Raw genomic sequence first — 16,670 nt, 5'->3', positions numbered from 1 at the left:
GCAGCAGCCGGGCATATGCTCAGCTTCCTGCTGGCGTCCTAGACGATCCGGGGAACAAGGCGGATCGAATGCGACGGTGAAGGAGATCGAGGCGCACAACGCGAAAGGGGATGCGTTGTGCAGTTCTGGGTCGGATTGACCGATAGCGCATCTCTGGTTTAGCTGGCCACGCTGAACATGCGGACTGACCCGCAAGCGAAAGGTGCACTGTATGAGTCCAATCGATACCGTTAAAAAATTGTTCACGCGTGGCGAAGAAGGAGCCGCTTCAAGCGTGCGCGTCCCGCGCGATTATGCCGCACCGGAGCGCCAAAGCGAAGTCATCAACGTGATGACCTCCTGCTCCGATGATCGCGCCGAAGTGGTTCAGGTATTGATCTGCTCCCTCTCTGAAACCCATAGGGACAACCGCATCAACTTCTGGTTCTTCCATACATCGGTCAGTGATGAAAAGCTGGCTGAGTTCGATGATTATTGCCGCTCGTTGCCGAATGTCGATTTTTTCGAAGTGCGCGTTGGAGACAAGTATCTCCCGCATTTCGAGAAAATGAAGCGGATCGGTGGAAAGCCGGACTGTGAGCGTTTCCTGTGGTTCGTGGCCCACGAGTATCTACCGGAAGACATTGACCGCATCCTTTATCTGGACGCTCTGGACACGGCAGTCGTGGACGATGTGAGCGCATTCTACCATGGCGATTTCGAAGACAAATATCTTCTGGTGTGCCGCGAACTCAACAAATATACTAATGAGCCGCAGCTTTATGTTGAACCGGCTCGCGATTTTTTTGAGAAGACGCAGGACAAGGAAACCGTTGTCCGCATTTCGCAGGGCATATTTAACAGCGGGTCGATCATCCTCAACCTGAACAAGTTCCGGGCCGAATCGCCAAGCTTGGCGCACTATTGCGAAATAGCTCAATGGGCGAAAGACCTGCTCGGCGCGTCCTTCGGCGATCAAGGCCTATTCTCGCTCGTCCATGGAAGCAATTTCAAGCTGATGGATGATCGTTACAATTACCGCTTCTTCTCCTATAGCCCGAAGCACGCGATGCAGAATCCGAGCGTCGTCCATTTCGCGGGCTTTGCCAAAAAGCCGTTTCATTTGTTTTTCACGCCCAAGCAGGCGGGCGATCTGGCTGAGCATATAACGAGTGGAGGCAAGGGGCCGCTGATGATGGGGGGCTTCCATCGGCTCGATACCCATTATCTCCCCCATTATGAAAAGTGGTGGGACTTCTGCAAGAGAACGCCAGTATTCCCGCGCCTGATTGCACAGGCTATCGATGAGACGAACGAGAAGGTCATCGCACCACTCTGGTCGGCCGGCGATGGCGAAGTTAAATTGAACTCCACAACGGCCGCTGTCAAACCAAAGCCGAAGGCTGCCGACAATGTGGTAAATCCGCAGGGCATCCGGGTTTATGTGGACGACAAGGACACCAGAGGGCAGAAGCTCGTTGCGGCGGGCGGCTTTCTGAACCCGGAAACGATGAAAGCATGGAAGCTTCTCATCCTCGAAAAGCGCTGGACCCACCTTCTCGACGTCGGCGCGAACTATGGCGAAATGCTCGTCCACACACCGCTGCCAATCGGCGCGAAGGTTTATGCCTTTGAGCCTAACCCCACGATCTTGCGTCGCCTGCGCCGCACCATTCGTGAATCTGGCCTCGCGAATATCAATATCGTCGGATCGGCCATGTCCGACCATGAAGGCGTCCAGACGTTATATGTCGATCCGAAATGGTCTGGCACAACCCGCTTCTCGCGTGATGGCGATCTGCCAAAGGGCTATAAGCCCGTCGAGGTCAACACGACGACCTTAGGAGCCGTCATCTCGCGGATCGCAGACAAGCCGAGCGATATTTCCCTGCTGCTCAAGATCGATGTGGAGGGCCATGAAATCCCCGTTCTTAAGGGCTTGATCCCTGTGCTTCCATCGCTGGCGGACTTTGAGTGCCTGATCGAGGTTGTCCATCTGCCGGATCAGGATTTGGATTTCCTCATCAAGCACTTCGCTCTGCGCGGCTATAACAAGGTTCGCAGGGAGTTGGTGCCGATCAAAGCGCGGAACGCGGCTGAATTCAGAGCGGCCCTGAAGGCGCCGGAGATTTACGGACAGGACGCAGTGCTTAGCCGGAAATAACCGGAGGGTCATGGGGCGGGGTGCTTATAGAGTCTCCGCCCTGCTGCTTTATTGATCTGTCCCGGAAATCTCGATGAAGCCCATGTCGGAGAGCGTTACACGCCCGCCCTCCTCTTCAAATGCTTTGATCCACACACGGAGATCAGTGCGTGTGCGCCATCAGAATCCAGTTCATGGTTGGTGCCGGACGCGCCTCGAAGCGCCCTGTAGGCGCTAAGGTCTATCCCATTTTCGGAGCAGATAGCTTCGATATTGGGCAAACTCGTCCATCGTCACGATAACATCAATTCTGCCAATCATCGCGGGCCTCCAGTTTTGGGCACATCAGCCCGCAAGGCCGACGCCGCAACAGGAAAGCGAGCCAGCCCTCATCCGGCAAATGCTCCGCCAGCTTCTCCGCATATCCGGTATGCCCCTCCTCCATCAGCGCCTGCACCACGTCCCAAATCTCGTTCGGGTCTCCATAGTGCCCTGCTTCCGATCATCTGGCGGATTTCCTGAGATGCTATCGGCCATGATATGGCATTTTTCGCTGTAATCGGACGCACACCAGCTATCGGCCACCTTCGCCGCCGCCTCCAGCGCCTCGTCACGGTCGCGCTGCGTTATCTCGGCTTCGAACTTGGCGAAGGCTTGGACGATAGGCGCACCATCGCAACTGCCGCGCAGGATATTAGCGGCCTGATGGTGACGACCATTGATCTTTGCCCAACGTGCAGCGGCCTGTCGCGCTTCATTGCTCACGTTCATGGCTGACGCTCCACAGTCAGGGCAGCAAAGCCCGCTGTGATCGACAGGAAGAGAGACACGTCGGTGAAAAAGCGCCACAGAACCCACGGCGCTTTTGGCATCCCACCCTTCCTGCACCAGCGCCGATCTCCACTTTCATTCTTCGGGCCTTGGCGGCACATCCGCAGCGCACGCATCCGTCACAAGGACCGACTGGCCGCGCATCGTACCCAACCAAAGCGCACCCTTGACTGCAATGCCGGTGGTGGCTGTGTTAAAGCCGTCAGCGGCCTTGAGCTTGTGCGCGCACGTCAGTCGCATCCCGCCGGGGTCAAGACGCGCGATGCCGGAATTGAGACCGCATGTTGTCGCCGCGGAAAAGTAACAGTCTGTGGCGGCTTTGGCTGCGGAATCCTGTCCCGCGACAATGATCGTTCCGTTATCGGCCCAATGGAGATTGTCCGGGAGGAAATCGACCGCAACCGATCGCACCGGCCCTGAGCGACCGCGCATGAATTCCACCACTTGCTTGTCCGGCCATGCGGCGGCGTAAATGCGGTTCCCATCCTTCGAAACTATAATGCCGTTCCAACCGGGCTGCTGGCTGCCGGGCAGAGCCTGCCAGCCTGTTTCGGCCGACCATTGCAGCAGATCTCCCGTTTCGCCCTCCTCCGCCTTGAACGCCTGGCCCATATTGGTGACGAAAATCGTGCCATCGCCAGAGGCCGCCACACTGTTGGCAAAGCCACCCTTTGGAAGGGGAATGCAGTCCTTCCATCGGACGGAGAGCGTGGAACCTTGCGTCTTCACTCTGAAACGCTCGATGGATTCCCGCCCACCATGATTGACGACATAGAGCGCCCACTCCTTCCCTTCAGCCCGAAGCGCCAGACCGTGCGGCGCGAGCGATTCGGGCTGAAAGCCGCCGGGGCAAAGCGGCGTCCCTTCGGCGGCGGTCAATGCTATCCTGGTGGGCTTGCTGGTTTCGACGTCAACGAGATAGAGCGCGCCCTGCGACTGCGTGCCGCCGACCATCGAGCTGGCGATGACCCAGGAGTGGTCGGGGGCGACAACCATGTCCTCGATATTTGGAAGCCCCGCTATCGCTCTATCCGCGGCATGGGTGGGATAAGCACCGCAAGCCGCTGCGAAAATGATCGCCGCTGACACATATCGCCCAGATCGCATGATCCCGATCCCCTCCAGACCTGATTATGAGTATCAGACAAGACGGTAGCGCGTCCGTCAATCCAGACCGGCTGCATTTGGCGGATTCACGCTAATATGGCGCTCTATCCCTATTGATGGACGATTGCATAAGATGCCGTCCCGTCGGATTGTTCGAAGGGATTATGGCCGGACAGGATGATTGAGATGAACAGGATCGGCGTAGACTATATCAGCCTGATCGGCATATCGCCGCTGGGGATGATCACAGCAGCGGCGGATGCGGGATGCCACAACATCAGCCTCATCCTCACGCGGCCGGATTATAATCCGGACGGATACCCCTGGTTCTCGCTGATCGATGATGCGGCGCTGCGACGGGAAACGGTGACATGCCTCCGCGATCGGGACGTGTCCATTGCGCTTGTGGATGGTTTTGCGGTCTATCCCGACCAACCCACGGAAAATCACCGTCAGGCTTTCGAAATACTCGCTGAGCTGGGCGTCCGAAGAGTGAACACGGTTTCCTTCGATGAAGACTGGTCGCGCATGATCGATAAAACGGCGGAGATCGTCGCCATGGCGCGGGAATATGATGTCACGGTGACGATCGAATCCTGTCCCATGCTGACCGTCAAAACGCTGGCTCAGGCGCTGGAGGTCATCTCCGCCGTGAACCTGCCGAACTTCAAGTTACTGATCGACACCATGCATATCACTCGTTCAGGGGAGAGCGGGGATATCGCCCGCCTTGATCCGGTGCTGATTGATTATGTGCAGATCAGCGATGGCCCCCTGTCCGTTCCCGATCCGCTAAACTACATGAACGAAGCGATGAACGAACGCATGGTGCCGGGCACCGGAGAGATGCCTTTGGTCGAAATGATCCGGGCCATGCGGCGGGATATCATCGTCAGCATAGAAGTGCCGATGCGATCTCTGAAAGAGGCCGGCATGTCCGAAACGGAACGCGTGCGCCTTGCCGTTGAAGGAGCGCGCAAGGTCGTAGCCGCCGCCGAAGCGTGAGCGGCAATCACAGGAGAAGATCATCATGGCCGCAGTTCAGCTGGATCATGTCAACATCCGCACGGCGCGCCTTGCGGAATGCGTGGAATTCTACGGCAATGTTCTGGGCCTGACGATCGCGCCTCCGCCAATGGCCAGTGACCTGACGCGAGGCGCCTATGTTCTGGACGAACGCGGCGCTGCCATCGTCCACCTGATAGGGACCGATAAGGTTATCGAGGGTTCGGAGCCGGTGCGGGGCGCTGCCCAGCGCGGCATGATCGACCATTTTGCCCTGCGCGGCGTCGATCCGGAGGCGTATGTTGAGCGGCTGACAGCGCATGGTTGCGACTTCACGCGGCAGGACGTGCCCGCCATCGCCATGCATCTGATCTTTGTGCGCGATCCTAACGATGTGATGGTGGAGCTGAGCTTCCCTTTGGAGTCGTGACAAAGACTAGCCTTGGGTTTCGTCAGGGCCGGATCATCAAGCGCGTAGAACGGGCTTTGCTGCGCGCGTCTATCGGTACAGGTCTGCGAGACAATTGCGATATTCGCCGCTAAGGCACATCCATGGCTCATATGATTTCATGGAATGGTCGGCGCGCAGATATAGCTATCGACCTGGGAACCGCGAATACGCGCGTCGTCGCCCGAGGATCGGGCATGGTGTTCGACGAACCGTCGCTGTGCTGCTTTTCAAGCGGCGGCACCCGGCCCCGGCTTGTGGCGGCGGGCGAAGCCGTTCGCCCCATGGTCGACCGGACTCCGGATTCCCTCAAAGTTACGCGCCCGCTTCGTCGAGGCGTTCTCCAGGACATCGACGCCACCCGCGAACTTCTTGCCTATGCCACCTCATCATCTCTCAGTCGCCGTCGCCTCAGATCACCAACCGTGGCGATCGGGATTCCGGCCGATGCGACGCAGGCGGAACGAAGCGCGCTGCTCACGGCGGCAGGGGACGCAGGGCTGGGCCCTGTCAACCTGATAAACGAACCTTTTGCCGCCGCACTCGGCGCAGGCCTTCCCGTGCATCATCCAGAAGGCTCGATGATCGTCGAATGTGGCGCGGGCACCACCGAGGTCGCCGTCATTTCCCTCGGCGGAATCTGCCTCACCCGATCAGTCCGCGTCGGCGGCGCTGCGTTGGACGCTGCGCTCGCGGATCACTTCCACTTCCGAAGAAAGTTCCTGATCGGCGAGATCACGACGGAACGCCTGAAATGCGATCTGGTGCGATTGCTGGGCACTCCCGACGGCGATGACCAGATGATCGAAGCCAAAGGTCGCAGCCTGACGTCGGGCATCCCCGGCGTTCAACAGGTGCCGGTCAGCGAATTGCGGCCGGTTGTGATCAAGCATGTGATGCAAATCGTGGAAGTCGTGCGCGACATTCTCAACCAGACCCCGCCCGAACTCAGCCACGATATTTACGAAAAGGGGCTGACCCTTACCGGAGGGAGCGCCACAATCCCCTGCATCGGTCAAGCCATCACGCAGGAAACCGGACTTCGCGTCCATATTCCCGACCGGCCGGAACAATGCGTGATGCTAGGCCTTGAGGCGATGCTGGCATCCTGAAAGCCGCTGTTCGGCCAGTTCGTCGGTGGGCGATTCCGGCGTGACCAGCGTCAACATCTTCATACCACCGCGCGGAAAAGCGGAATGCGATTTTCCGCGCGGTGCGAACATAATGGCCGACGGTCCTAAATGACACCCATGGCCTGCATGGCTTCCGCAACGCGCACAAAGCCGGTGATGTTGGCGCCCAGAACATAATTGCCCGGCGCACCATAGGATTCGGCGGTTTCCGCGCAGCTATCGTGGATACGGCGCATGATCAGTTCCAGACGCGCTTCGGTTTCCTCGAAAGTCCAGCTGTCGCGGGAAGCGTTTTGCTGCATTTCCAGAGCCGATGTCGCGACGCCCCCGGCATTCGCCGCCTTTGCCGGGCCGAAAAGGATGCCCGCCGCCTGGAAAAGGCGGACGGCCTCGGGCGTGCATGGCATGTTCGCCCCCTCGCCCACCGCCATGACTCCATTGCGGATCAACGCCGCCGCGTCATTGCCGTTGAGTTCGTTCTGCGTCGCCGAGGGGACGGCCACGTCGCATGGCACTTCCCACATCGAGCCTTGCTCAGAGAAGCAGGCGCCGCCGTCTCTGAGACGCGGATAGTCTGAAATCCGCTCGCGACGGCTGAGCTTGATCTCCTTGAGCAGTTCGAGGTCGATCCCCGCATCATCGACGATGAAACCGGAGGAATCCGAACATGCGACCACCTTGCCGCCAAATGCATTGACCTTCTCAATCGCGTAGATCGCGACATTGCCCGATCCCGAAACGACGACGCGCTTACCCTCCAGGCTTTCGCCCCTGGTCTTCATCATCTGGTCGATGAAATAAACCGTGCCATAGCCAGTAGCCTCGGTGCGCGCGCGCGAGCCGCCGTAGATCAACCCCTTGCCCGTCAGAACACCGGCTTCATAGCGGTTGGTCAGACGCTTATACTGGCCGAACAGATAGCCAATCTCCCGCGCGCCTACCCCGATATCGCCAGCGGGGACGTCAGTATATTCGCCCAAATGACGGTAAAGTTCGGTCATGAGCGACTGGCAGAAACGCATGATCTCGCCATCGGAACGGCCGCGCGGATTGAAATCGGACCCGCCCTTGCCACCGCCGATGGGAAGGCCGGTCAGGGCGTTTTTGAAAGTCTGTTCGAAGCCGAGAAACTTGATGATCCCGACATTGACCGACGGATGGAAACGCAGGCCGCCCTTATAGGGGCCGAGCGCCGAATTGAACTGAACGCGAAAACCGCGATTGATCTGAATCTGCCCCTTGTCGTCGACCCAGGGCACCCGAAAGATGATCTGCCTTTCCGGTTCGCAAATCCGCTCGATCAACGCATTGTCGATATATTCCGGATGCTTGGCGACGACCGCGCCAAGACTTTCCAGCACCTCCTCGACGGCCTGATGAAATTCCGTCTCGCCTGCATTTCTTCTCAGGACATCTTCGAAAATGGGAACAAGTTTCTCGTCGATTCGGGACAAATTACGGCTCCTATGCTGTCATGAAAAATTGGGCAGGCCCTTGGCCCGCCCGCTGATCGGACGGCGCCGCAAACGGACTTTCAATAAAGCCCTATAGGCCCCGGTCTGGCTGTATGACTTTTAGAATGGTCAACCGCCGCTCGCGACCTTCGCGATCGGGCCATTTGATAGAATGGCCTTCGCGCAATCCAAGCAAGCCCGCGCCGACCGGCGTGAGAATCGAGATTCGTCCGGCCGATATATCCGCTTCCGCAGGGTAGACGAGCCGGACCGTGCGTTCGGCACCGCTCGCCTCATCCTTGAACTGGACGGTCGAATGCATCGTGACGATGTCGGAGGGTATATGCGCCGGGCCATGGATTGTGGCGCGGGCAATTTCACGCAACAGCAGTTCGCTGACCTGCGGCATGGTTTCGGCCACGCCCAATGCAAGATTGGTCAGATTGTCGGCTTCGGTGCTGATGAGATGGACGGGGGGCCGCCCCGTTCTGGTGCTTTTTGTCATGGTGCTGCTGGCTTTCGAGAAGGAACAATCGCGCGCCTACATGAGGGCACAAGTCACTCTTTCGATGTGCCCCGAGTTCGGAGCATAGCGCACAGAACCCGGGGCTAGGTGCCCGCTAGAAGCTGCCCCCCTTGGTGGCGGAAGCGTATATAATCAGCCCACATGTGCATGGCTTCATGTCTTGGCATGTGAAGAAGTTCGAGTCAAACTAATGGATGATTCATGATCGGGCGCCGCAAGCCATGCAGCCTAGGACAACCGATGCGTTCCCTTTCGCGAACAGGACCGGACGAAAATCTACGTTTGCACTCTTGAAAGCAGAGCCAAAGCCGTTCAATCACGCGCTCGACAGTGCAGAGGATGAGCGCGGATGAGCTATTATGACGTTCTGATCGTAGGAGCCGGCCATGCCGGGGCGCAGGCAGGCATTGCCCTGCGGCAGCTTGGATTCGAAGGGTCGGTCGGCATGATCGGCGACGAAAAGGATCCGCCCTATGAACGTCCGCCGCTGTCCAAGGAATATTTCGCGGGCGACAAGAGCTTCGATCGCATTCTCATCAGGCCCGCGACCTTTTGGGCGGAACGCAAGATCGACATGCTGCTGGGCAAGCGCGTGAAGCATGTCGATCCATCCGGCAAATTCGTGACGGCCGGGGATGAGGAAATCGGTTATGGCAAGCTGATCTGGGCGACCGGCGGCAGTCCGCGCATGCTGACCTGCAATGGCGCCGATGCATCCAATGTCCATGCCGTGCGCCGTCGCGACGATGTGGACGCCATGATGGCGAAGCTGGATCAGATCAGCCATGTGACCATCATCGGCGGCGGCTATATCGGCCTGGAAGCCGCAGCCGTCCTGAGCAAGTTCGGCAAGAAGGTCGTCCTTCTGGAAGCGCTCGATCGCGTACTCGCCCGCGTGGCGGGAGAGGAACTCTCGCGCTTTTACGAAGCCGAACATCGCGCTCATGGCGTGGATCTGCGGACCGGTGCCAAAATGGACTGCATCGAGGTCAAGGACGGCAAGGCGACCGCCGTGCTGATGGCGGACGGGGAGCGCATCGAAACGGACATGGTCATCGTCGGGATCGGCATCGTACCGGAAACCGGACCTCTGATCGCGGCGGGAGCCGTCGGTGGCAATGGCGTCGACGTGGATGAATATTGCCGCACCAGCCTGCCCGACATCTATGCCGTGGGCGATTGCGCCGCGCACGCCAACCGCTTTGCGCGGGGCGCGCAGCTTCGCCTCGAATCCGTTCAGAACGCCAATGATCAGGCAAAAACGGCCGTCACGCACATACTGGGCAAGGAAGATGCCTATGATGCGGTGCCCTGGTTCTGGTCCAATCAATATGATCTGAAGCTGCAAACGGTCGGACTTTCGATCGGCTACGACCAGACGATATTGCGCGGCAACCCGGCGACGCGCAGCTTTTCCGTGCTTTACCTCAAGGGCGGGAAACTCATCGCGCTGGATTGCGTCAACGCAGTCAAGGATTACGTCCAAGGACGCGCCCATGTCCTGTCCGGCGCCCTGCTCGATCAGGCGCAGTTGGCTGACTCATCCGTGCCGCTCAAGGAAGTCGGGCTGGCCTAGCCGCGAAAGGACGCCTTGGCGGCCAGTTCCCACGGGCCATTGCAATAGCGCCAGGCCGCCAGTCCCGTGATTGCAAGCGGACGCAGGCGGAATCCGGCCCGCAGCCGCCCGGCAAGAGCCTTTGCCTCCATCGGCGTGACCTTGTTCTGCACCGTGACGTGCAGACGAGGACACGCGCGATCCTGGGGCATCAGAAGGCCGGAAAGAGCATCCGCCAGTTCCGACCATATTTCCATGAGAGCCGCGCTTTCGACCCGATAGGCCACGCCCCGCTCCAGCAGCAGGATCGCGGCCAGCGATGCTTCAGGCGGAGGCATCGCGCACAGGCGCCTGATAAGCGTTATCACCTCTTCAAGCGCCGACGGCGGCAAATGGCGAAATAACGTCAGATGAGCGGGCAGGATGTTACGATCCGGGGGATAGTAAGCCCGGCGTTGACGATCCAGCCAGGCAAAGTCCCCGCTTCCCATTAACGCGGTAACGATGATCGGCACGGACGGGGGGCCGATCATGAGATCAGCGGCACCGGCAAGGCCGCGCGCTAAAGGTCAAAGCTCGCCGCGCGCACGGCGGATTTCGAACCATTTACGCACATTCTCATTATGTTCCTGATAGGTGTCGGCAAAGATATGCCCTCCTTTGCCGTCCGCCACAAAGTAGAGCGCCTTGGTTTCAGCGGGGTGCAGCACGGCCAATATGGACAATCGCCCCGGATTGGCGATCGGCCCCTTTGGCAGTCCGACCATCGCATAGGTGTTGTAATCGTTGACGGCGGCGATTTCCGATTTCTTGATGCGGCGTCCCAGCGGCTTTCCCTTGGTGATGGGATAGATGATGGTCGGATCGGCCTGCAACATCATTCCGGCTTTGAGGCGGTTGCCGTAAACGCCCGCGACCATCGGCCTTTCCTTGGCAAGAGCGGTTTCCTTTTCCACGATGCTGGCCAAGGTGACGGCCTCTTGCGGCGACTTCGCCATCGTGTTCGGCGCGCGTTCCGCCCATAGCTTTGCGAGCGTGCGATCCATCGCGGCCTGCATGCGTTTCAGCACGGCGGCGCGGCTTTCGCCCCTGTCATAGGCATAGCTGTCGGGAAGGACGCTGCCTTCCGCCGGGGGTTGGATCTCGCCAGTCAGTTCGTCATTCGCCATCAACCGCTCATAGACGAGGATCGAGGGCATCCCCTCGGGAATGGTGACGAGACGGGTAAGCGTCTTGCCGCCCTGAAGAAGCGTCAGGATTTCCGAATTGCTCGCGCCCTTGGGAATTACGAACTCACCGGCCTTGATCGGCGTCCCCCGCCCGAAAACCTTGGCGCGGGTCAGGAACGCATCGGCGGAACGCACCGCTCCTGCCTGCTTCAACAGCACCGCCGCATCGGAAAGGGTTGCCCCTTCCGGCACGGCAATCGTGATATTCTGCGTCGCCGGTCCCGCTTCCGACCATCCATGGACGAAGCGGAACGCGACGAAAGCCGCGATGGCAAGGCCGATCAGCAATATGCCACAGCCCAGCCGCCGCATGATTATGTCCTTAGACCGCCTTCATGATGAGCGATGCATTAGTGCCGCCAAAGCCGAAGCTGTTGTTCAGCACCGCGCGCACCTTGCGTTCCTTCGCGACGTGCGGGACCAGGTCCACGCCCGCGCAGCTTTCGCTCGGTTCGTCAAGGTTGAGCGTCGGCGGCACGATCTGGTCGCGCATCGCGAGGATGCAGAAGATGCTCTCCACCGCGCCCGCGCCGCCCAGCAAATGTCCGATGGCGGATTTGGTCGAGCTCATCGACATGGTGGCGATATTGTCGCCGAACAGCCGCTTGACCGCCCCCAGTTCCAGTTCGTCGCCCAGCGGGGTCGATGTGCCATGCGCGTTCACATAATCGATGTCGGCCAGCGACAGTCCAGATTTCTTGAGCGCCATTTCCATCGAACGATAGCCGCCCGAACCTTCGGGATGCGGCGCGGTGACGTGATAGGCGTCGCCCGAAAGGCCATAGCCCACGACTTCCGCATAGATTTTGGCGCCGCGCTTCTTGGCATGCTCATATTCTTCGAGCACTACGACGCCCGCGCCTTCACCCATGACGAAGCCGTCGCGGTTGACGTCATAGGGCCGCGAAGCCTTTTCCGGCGTGTCGTTGAAGCCGGTCGAGAGCGCCCGCGCCTGCGCGAAGCCCGCGATGCCGATGGGGCAGATCGCGCTTTCCGCGCCGCCCGCCAGCATGACGTCGGCGTCGTCCATCGCGATCATGCGCGCCGCGTCGCCGATGGAATGCGCGCCAGTCGAACAGGCGGTGACGACGGCATGGTTCGGCCCCATCAGGCCATATTTGATGGACACCTGACCGGAGATCAGGTTGATAAGGCGACCATGAACGAAGTGCGGCGAAACGCGGCTTGGCCCCTTGTTCGCCAAAACCAGCGATTCGCTTTCAATACCCGGCAGGCCGCCGATGCCCGAACCGATGGAGCAGCCCGCGCGCAGGCGTTCCTCCTCGCTCATGTCGGTCAGGCCCGCGTCCTTGAGCGCCTCGCTCGCGGCGGCGATGCCGAAGACGATGAAGGGATCGACCTGACGCTGAATCTTGTGATCGACCTCCAGATTCGCATCGAAGCCATATTCATGGCCAACCGGCTTCACTTCGCAGGCGATGCGGCATTTGTAATCGGTAGCATCGAAGCGCGCGATCGTGGCCGCGCCGGACTTCGACGCGAGAATATTCTTCCAGGTGGTTTCGACATCCGCTCCCAACGGGCTCACCATGCCGAGACCGGTTACGACGACACGACGCATATCTTGCTCCGAAATTCCTTATTGGCTTCCGCCAGTCCCTTTAGCCGCTTGCGAACCGATTGTCGAAAGCTGACACGGGGAACCAGCGCGCCAGATACGAAAAGGCTCCCCAAGACCCGGAAGACCGGACAGGAGGAGCCGTTTTCCTTCAAGCGCAGCGGCCTGCCGGTGGGGCGAGCCGCAAAACGCCCTTACTGCTTGCTGTCGATATAGTCGATCGCGTCCTTGACGGTAGCGATCTTTTCAGCCGCATCGTCAGGGATCTCGACGCCGAATTCTTCCTCGAACGCCATCACCAGCTCGACGATATCCAGGCTGTCTGCGCCCAGATCGTCGATGAAGCTTGCGTCCTCGGTCACCTTTTCGGCTTCGACGCCCAGATGCTCGACGACGATTTTCTTTACGCGATCCGCGGTCTCACTCATGAGTGGTCCTTTTTACTGGGTATCGTTGGTTGGTATGAATATCCGTTAAGGGATGCCCTAAAGCCAAGCTCCGATAGAGGCAAGAGGCAACAGAGCCAAGTGCCTACATGCACTACGGGCTGCAATCCGGCGACACCCAATCCCGAAATCAAGGCGATAACCGTCTATTTACCAAAAGTTCAATCGAATTTGCGACATATCGCGCATGATCGAACGGCTTTGCCCAGACCGCCATATTTCGCGCGAACGTATCCGAATAACGGCCAGCTTGATGGCCGTCATGACGATCGGGGCAATCGCGATTCTTTTCCTGACAGCGCAAGGAACCGTGGATTTTCTGGGGCGACCGATCGGAACGGATTTTTCCAACGTCTGGACTGCCGGATGGCTGGCCGATCATGGCCGCGCCGCCGATGTCTGGGACTGGCGCGCCCACTATGCTGTCCAGCAGGCGCTGCACCAGGACGCGGCCATCCCCTTCTATGGCTGGCATTATCCCCCGCCCTTCCTTCTGTTGGCCGTCCTGCTCGCCCAGCTTCCCTATATCGCTGCGCTGATCCTGTGGCAGGGATCGACGCTCGCGTTCGCATTCCTTCTCATCCGCCAAATCCTTCCCAAAGAGCGCGACGCGTGGCTGGCGGCGATAGGAGCGCCTGTCGTCCTGATTTGCCTTGCCCATGGGCAGAATGCTTTTCTTACGGCCAGCCTGCTGGGCGGCGGGATGTTACTGCTTGACCGGCGTCCGTGGATTGCCGGCATCCTGCTGGGAACGCTCGTCTACAAACCGCAATTTGCCGTGTTAATCCCGGTGCTGATCGCGGCACGGGGAAACTGGCGGGCGTTTGCCGCCGCCGGGATGGCCAGCGTAAGCCTTTGCCTGCTGACTTTCGCCATTTGGGGCTGGCCGGTTTGGCAAGCCTTCCTCGATTCCCTGCCCCTGACGCGCCACATCGTCATCGAAAGCGGCAATACGGGCTGGGAGAAGATTCCAAGCCCGTTTTCCGCGATACGGCAATGGGGTGGCTCAGTTCCAGCGGCTTATGCCGTTCAGGGGGTCGTGACCTTCGCCGCGATTGCAACCGCTGCCCTCATTACGCGGCGCGGGTCCGTGGAAGCACGCGGAGGCGCAGCCCTGTCCGCCGCGCTGCTGTGCACCCCTTATGTGCTGGACTATGATTTCGTGCTGCTTGGCGTCGCCATCGCCTTCCTGTCGGCGGACATGCTGAAACGCGGCGAATTGCCTGGGGAACGCACGGCGCTGGCCTATGCCTGGGTCGCGCCCCTTTTTGGCCGCTGGATGAATGCGACGACCGGTATTCCAGTGGATATGATCGCGGCCATCGCCGTGCTCTTCATCGCATTACGGCGCGCCGTCCGGTTCGACGGCGCGCTCGCCAATCTCAGATCATCGCCATGCCGCCATTCACATGCAGCGTCTGGCCAGTGACATAGCCTGCTTCCCGGCTCGCCAGATAGACGACCGCAGCGCCGATATCCTCGCCAGCGCCCAGATCGCCCGCCGGGATTTTCTGGAGGATCGCGCCCTTCTGCGCTTCGTTCAGCGCATCGGTCATGGCGGAGCGGATAAAACCCGGAGCGACGCAGTTCACGGTGATGCCGCGGCTCGCCAGTTCCTGCCCCAGCGACTTGGACATGCCGATGATGCCCGCCTTGGACGCCGCATAATTGGCCTGTCCCGGATTGCCGGTGACGCCCACGACCGAGGTGATGGAGATGATACGGCCGAAGCGCGCCTTCATCATCGGCTTGGCGGCGGCGCGGGCAAGGCGGAACACGGCTTCGAGGTTCACCGCGATCACATCTGACCACTCATCGTCCTTCATGCGAAGGATCAGATTGTCACGGGTGATGCCCGCATTGTTGACGAGGATGTCGATCCTGCCGCCCAACGCCTCCACCGCCTGCGGCACCAGCGCATCGACGCAAGCCGCGTCGGACAGGTTGCAGACGAGCGCCTTATGATCGCCGCCCAGTTCCGCCGCGAAGGCTTTCAGCTTTTCCTCATTGCTGCCCGAAAGAGCGAGCGTCGCCCCCTGCGCTGCCAACGATTTTGCGATAGCGGAGCCGATGCCTCCCGAAGCGCCCGTCACCAGCGCGGTCATGCCTGTCAGATCGAACATCATTTTTTATCCCCGTCTCGTCAGAATTCGGCCAGAGCCGCTTCGATATCGTCCATCGTCACGATGCTGCGGACGGTGGCGTCGGACGCAATGCGCTTCACCATCGGGCCAAGCACCTTGCCGCCCAGTTCGACAAATTCGGAGACGCCCGCGTCCCACATCGCCGCCACGGATTCGCGCCAGCGCACGCGGCCCGTCACCTGCTCCACCAGTCGCGCCCTGATTTCGGCAGGGTCGGCAATGGGAGCCGCCAGGACATTGGCGTAAACCGGCAATAGCGGCGCATGGATCGCCGCCTTCGACAACGCCTCTTCCATCGCTTCGGCGGCGGGCTGCATCAGCGGGCAGTGGAAAGGAGCCGATACAGGCAGGAGAACACCGCGCTTGATGCCATGATCCTTGACCAGCGCCACCGCCCGCTCGATCGCGCCCTTGTGGCCGGAGATCACAACTTGCGTGGGATCATTGTCATTGGCGACGGTGCAGACTTCGCCTTGCGCGGCGGCATCGGCCAGAGCCTGCGCTTTTTCAATGTCCGCGCCCAGCAGAGCCGCCATGGCGCCCTCACCCACCGGCACGGCAGCCTGCATCGCCCGGCCGCGCAGCTTGAGCAGCTTCGCCGCGGTCGCGATATCGAACGCCTCCGCCGCGCAAAGGGCGCTATATTCGCCCAGACTGTGCCCGGCGACATAATCGCCCTTGTCGGCCAGCGAAAAGCCTCCTTCCCTCTGCATCACCCGCAGCGTCGCCAGCGCATTGGCCATGATCGCGGGCTGGGCATTTTCGGTAAGCGTCAGGTCGCTTTCCGGTCCTTCCACCATGATGCGGAACAAATTTTGCGACAGCGCGTCATCGACTTCCTGAAACAATTCCCTCGCCGCCGTGCTCGCATCGGCCAGCGCCTTGCCCATGCCAACCGACTGGCTCCCCTGACCCGGAAATAGAAATGCCCTCATGCTTCACCTTCTGAACCCGATGGCGGAAAACGCTGTTTTCCAAGACCGTTACACTTTACGACAACATTGTCGTTGAGGCGCCCTCGCGATTTAGGCAGTTATTTCGCCAAGCGCCGCAACATCGCCCCTGAGCAGCTGTCTGCGGCCCCTTTAACG

Annotated in this window: 17 protein-coding genes; 7 read left to right on the top strand and 10 right to left on the bottom strand. The window is 59.9% G+C overall.

The window, feature by feature from the left end; all coding sequences use genetic code 11:
* The first annotated feature begins 274 nt into the window (after positions 1-274).
* Positions 275-2,143, top strand: coding sequence for an FkbM family methyltransferase (locus tag LDB26_RS06475; RefSeq protein ID WP_257541204.1), 1,869 nt, complete (start codon positions 275-277; stop codon positions 2,141-2,143).
* A gap of 283 nt (positions 2,144-2,426) precedes the next feature.
* Here LDB26_RS06475 and LDB26_RS06470 read toward each other — a convergent pair whose 3' ends face one another.
* Positions 2,427-2,582: a hypothetical protein gene (locus tag LDB26_RS06470; RefSeq protein ID WP_257541202.1), complete on the bottom strand. Its 156-nt coding sequence runs from the start codon at positions 2,580-2,582 to the stop codon at positions 2,427-2,429.
* A gap of 80 nt (positions 2,583-2,662) precedes the next feature.
* On the opposite strand from LDB26_RS06470, the gene LDB26_RS06465 reads away from it, so the two are divergent.
* Positions 2,663-2,899 (top strand): hypothetical protein, encoded by a 237-nt coding sequence (locus tag LDB26_RS06465; protein ID WP_257541200.1) that lies wholly within the window; start codon positions 2,663-2,665, stop codon positions 2,897-2,899.
* A gap of 129 nt (positions 2,900-3,028) precedes the next feature.
* Here LDB26_RS06465 and LDB26_RS06460 read toward each other — a convergent pair whose 3' ends face one another.
* Positions 3,029-4,060, bottom strand: coding sequence for an SMP-30/gluconolactonase/LRE family protein (locus LDB26_RS06460; RefSeq protein ID WP_257541198.1), 1,032 nt, complete (start codon positions 4,058-4,060; stop codon positions 3,029-3,031).
* 186 nt (positions 4,061-4,246) lie between these two features.
* On the opposite strand from LDB26_RS06460, the gene LDB26_RS06455 reads away from it, so the two are divergent.
* The 3 genes from LDB26_RS06455 to LDB26_RS06445 all read left to right on the top strand — a co-directional run bounded on the left by LDB26_RS06455 (position 4,247) and on the right by LDB26_RS06445 (position 6,625).
* A complete protein-coding gene (locus LDB26_RS06455) occupies positions 4,247-5,065 on the top strand; it encodes a sugar phosphate isomerase/epimerase (protein WP_257541196.1) in 819 nt (272 codons plus the stop codon).
* Between the two features lie 25 nt (positions 5,066-5,090).
* Positions 5,091-5,495, top strand: coding sequence for a VOC family protein (locus tag LDB26_RS06450; RefSeq protein ID WP_062064841.1), 405 nt, complete (start codon positions 5,091-5,093; stop codon positions 5,493-5,495).
* A 122-nt stretch (positions 5,496-5,617) separates the two neighbouring features.
* A complete protein-coding gene (locus LDB26_RS06445; RefSeq protein WP_306812055.1) occupies positions 5,618-6,625 on the top strand; it encodes a rod shape-determining protein in 1,008 nt (335 codons plus the stop codon).
* Positions 6,626-6,750: 125 nt separating this feature from the next.
* Here LDB26_RS06445 and gdhA read toward each other — a convergent pair whose 3' ends face one another.
* Positions 6,751-8,100 carry an NADP-specific glutamate dehydrogenase gene (gdhA, locus tag LDB26_RS06440; protein WP_257541194.1) on the bottom strand — a complete coding sequence of 450 codons (1,350 nt, stop codon included), beginning with the start codon at positions 8,098-8,100 and terminating at the stop codon, positions 6,751-6,753.
* A gap of 91 nt (positions 8,101-8,191) precedes the next feature.
* Positions 8,192-8,605 carry a nucleoside diphosphate kinase regulator gene (rnk, locus tag LDB26_RS06435; RefSeq protein WP_257541192.1) on the bottom strand — a complete coding sequence of 138 codons (414 nt, stop codon included), beginning with the start codon at positions 8,603-8,605 and terminating at the stop codon, positions 8,192-8,194.
* A gap of 370 nt (positions 8,606-8,975) precedes the next feature.
* Here rnk and LDB26_RS06430 point away from each other — a divergent pair, with 370 nt between their 5' ends.
* Complete coding sequence (locus LDB26_RS06430) at positions 8,976-10,202, top strand: NAD(P)/FAD-dependent oxidoreductase (protein WP_062064834.1); 1,227 nt, start codon at positions 8,976-8,978, stop codon at positions 10,200-10,202.
* Here the strand turns inward: LDB26_RS06430 and LDB26_RS06425 are convergent.
* The 4 genes from LDB26_RS06425 to LDB26_RS06410 form a co-directional block, all read right to left on the bottom strand.
* Positions 10,199-10,714 carry a 2'-5' RNA ligase family protein gene (locus LDB26_RS06425; protein ID WP_257541190.1) on the bottom strand — a complete coding sequence of 172 codons (516 nt, stop codon included), beginning with the start codon at positions 10,712-10,714 and terminating at the stop codon, positions 10,199-10,201. The genes LDB26_RS06430 and LDB26_RS06425 overlap by 4 nt on opposite strands.
* A gap of 36 nt (positions 10,715-10,750) precedes the next feature.
* On the bottom strand, positions 10,751-11,722 hold the full coding sequence (gene mltG, locus LDB26_RS06420; protein ID WP_062064831.1) for an endolytic transglycosylase MltG: 972 nt from the start codon (positions 11,720-11,722) through the stop codon (positions 10,751-10,753).
* Positions 11,723-11,732: 10 nt separating this feature from the next.
* Positions 11,733-12,992 (bottom strand): beta-ketoacyl-ACP synthase II, encoded by a 1,260-nt coding sequence (gene fabF / locus LDB26_RS06415; protein WP_062064829.1) that lies wholly within the window; start codon positions 12,990-12,992, stop codon positions 11,733-11,735.
* 191 nt (positions 12,993-13,183) lie between these two features.
* Positions 13,184-13,417: an acyl carrier protein gene (locus tag LDB26_RS06410; RefSeq protein WP_007689016.1), complete on the bottom strand. Its 234-nt coding sequence runs from the start codon at positions 13,415-13,417 to the stop codon at positions 13,184-13,186.
* Positions 13,418-13,697: 280 nt separating this feature from the next.
* On the opposite strand from LDB26_RS06410, the gene LDB26_RS06405 reads away from it, so the two are divergent.
* Positions 13,698-14,864 carry a glycosyltransferase family 87 protein gene (locus tag LDB26_RS06405; RefSeq protein ID WP_373886169.1) on the top strand — a complete coding sequence of 389 codons (1,167 nt, stop codon included), beginning with the start codon at positions 13,698-13,700 and terminating at the stop codon, positions 14,862-14,864.
* On the opposite strand, the gene fabG is transcribed toward LDB26_RS06405, so the two are convergent.
* Positions 14,818-15,558, bottom strand: a complete 741-nt coding sequence (gene fabG / locus LDB26_RS06400) for a 3-oxoacyl-[acyl-carrier-protein] reductase (RefSeq protein WP_062068719.1) — start codon at positions 15,556-15,558, stop codon at positions 14,818-14,820. The two genes, LDB26_RS06405 and fabG, sit on opposite strands and share 47 nt — an antisense overlap.
* Before the next feature lie 20 nt (positions 15,559-15,578).
* Complete coding sequence (fabD, locus tag LDB26_RS06395; RefSeq protein ID WP_257541186.1) at positions 15,579-16,514, bottom strand: ACP S-malonyltransferase; 936 nt, start codon at positions 16,512-16,514, stop codon at positions 15,579-15,581.
* Positions 16,515-16,670: the final 156 nt, after the last annotated feature.

Origin of the sequence: Sphingobium sp. CFD-1 (assembly GCF_024611115.1) — a bacterium.
Lineage (GTDB): Bacteria > Pseudomonadota > Alphaproteobacteria > Sphingomonadales > Sphingomonadaceae > Sphingobium > Sphingobium baderi_A.
This window is presented reverse-complemented; position numbering and strand designations above follow the sequence as displayed.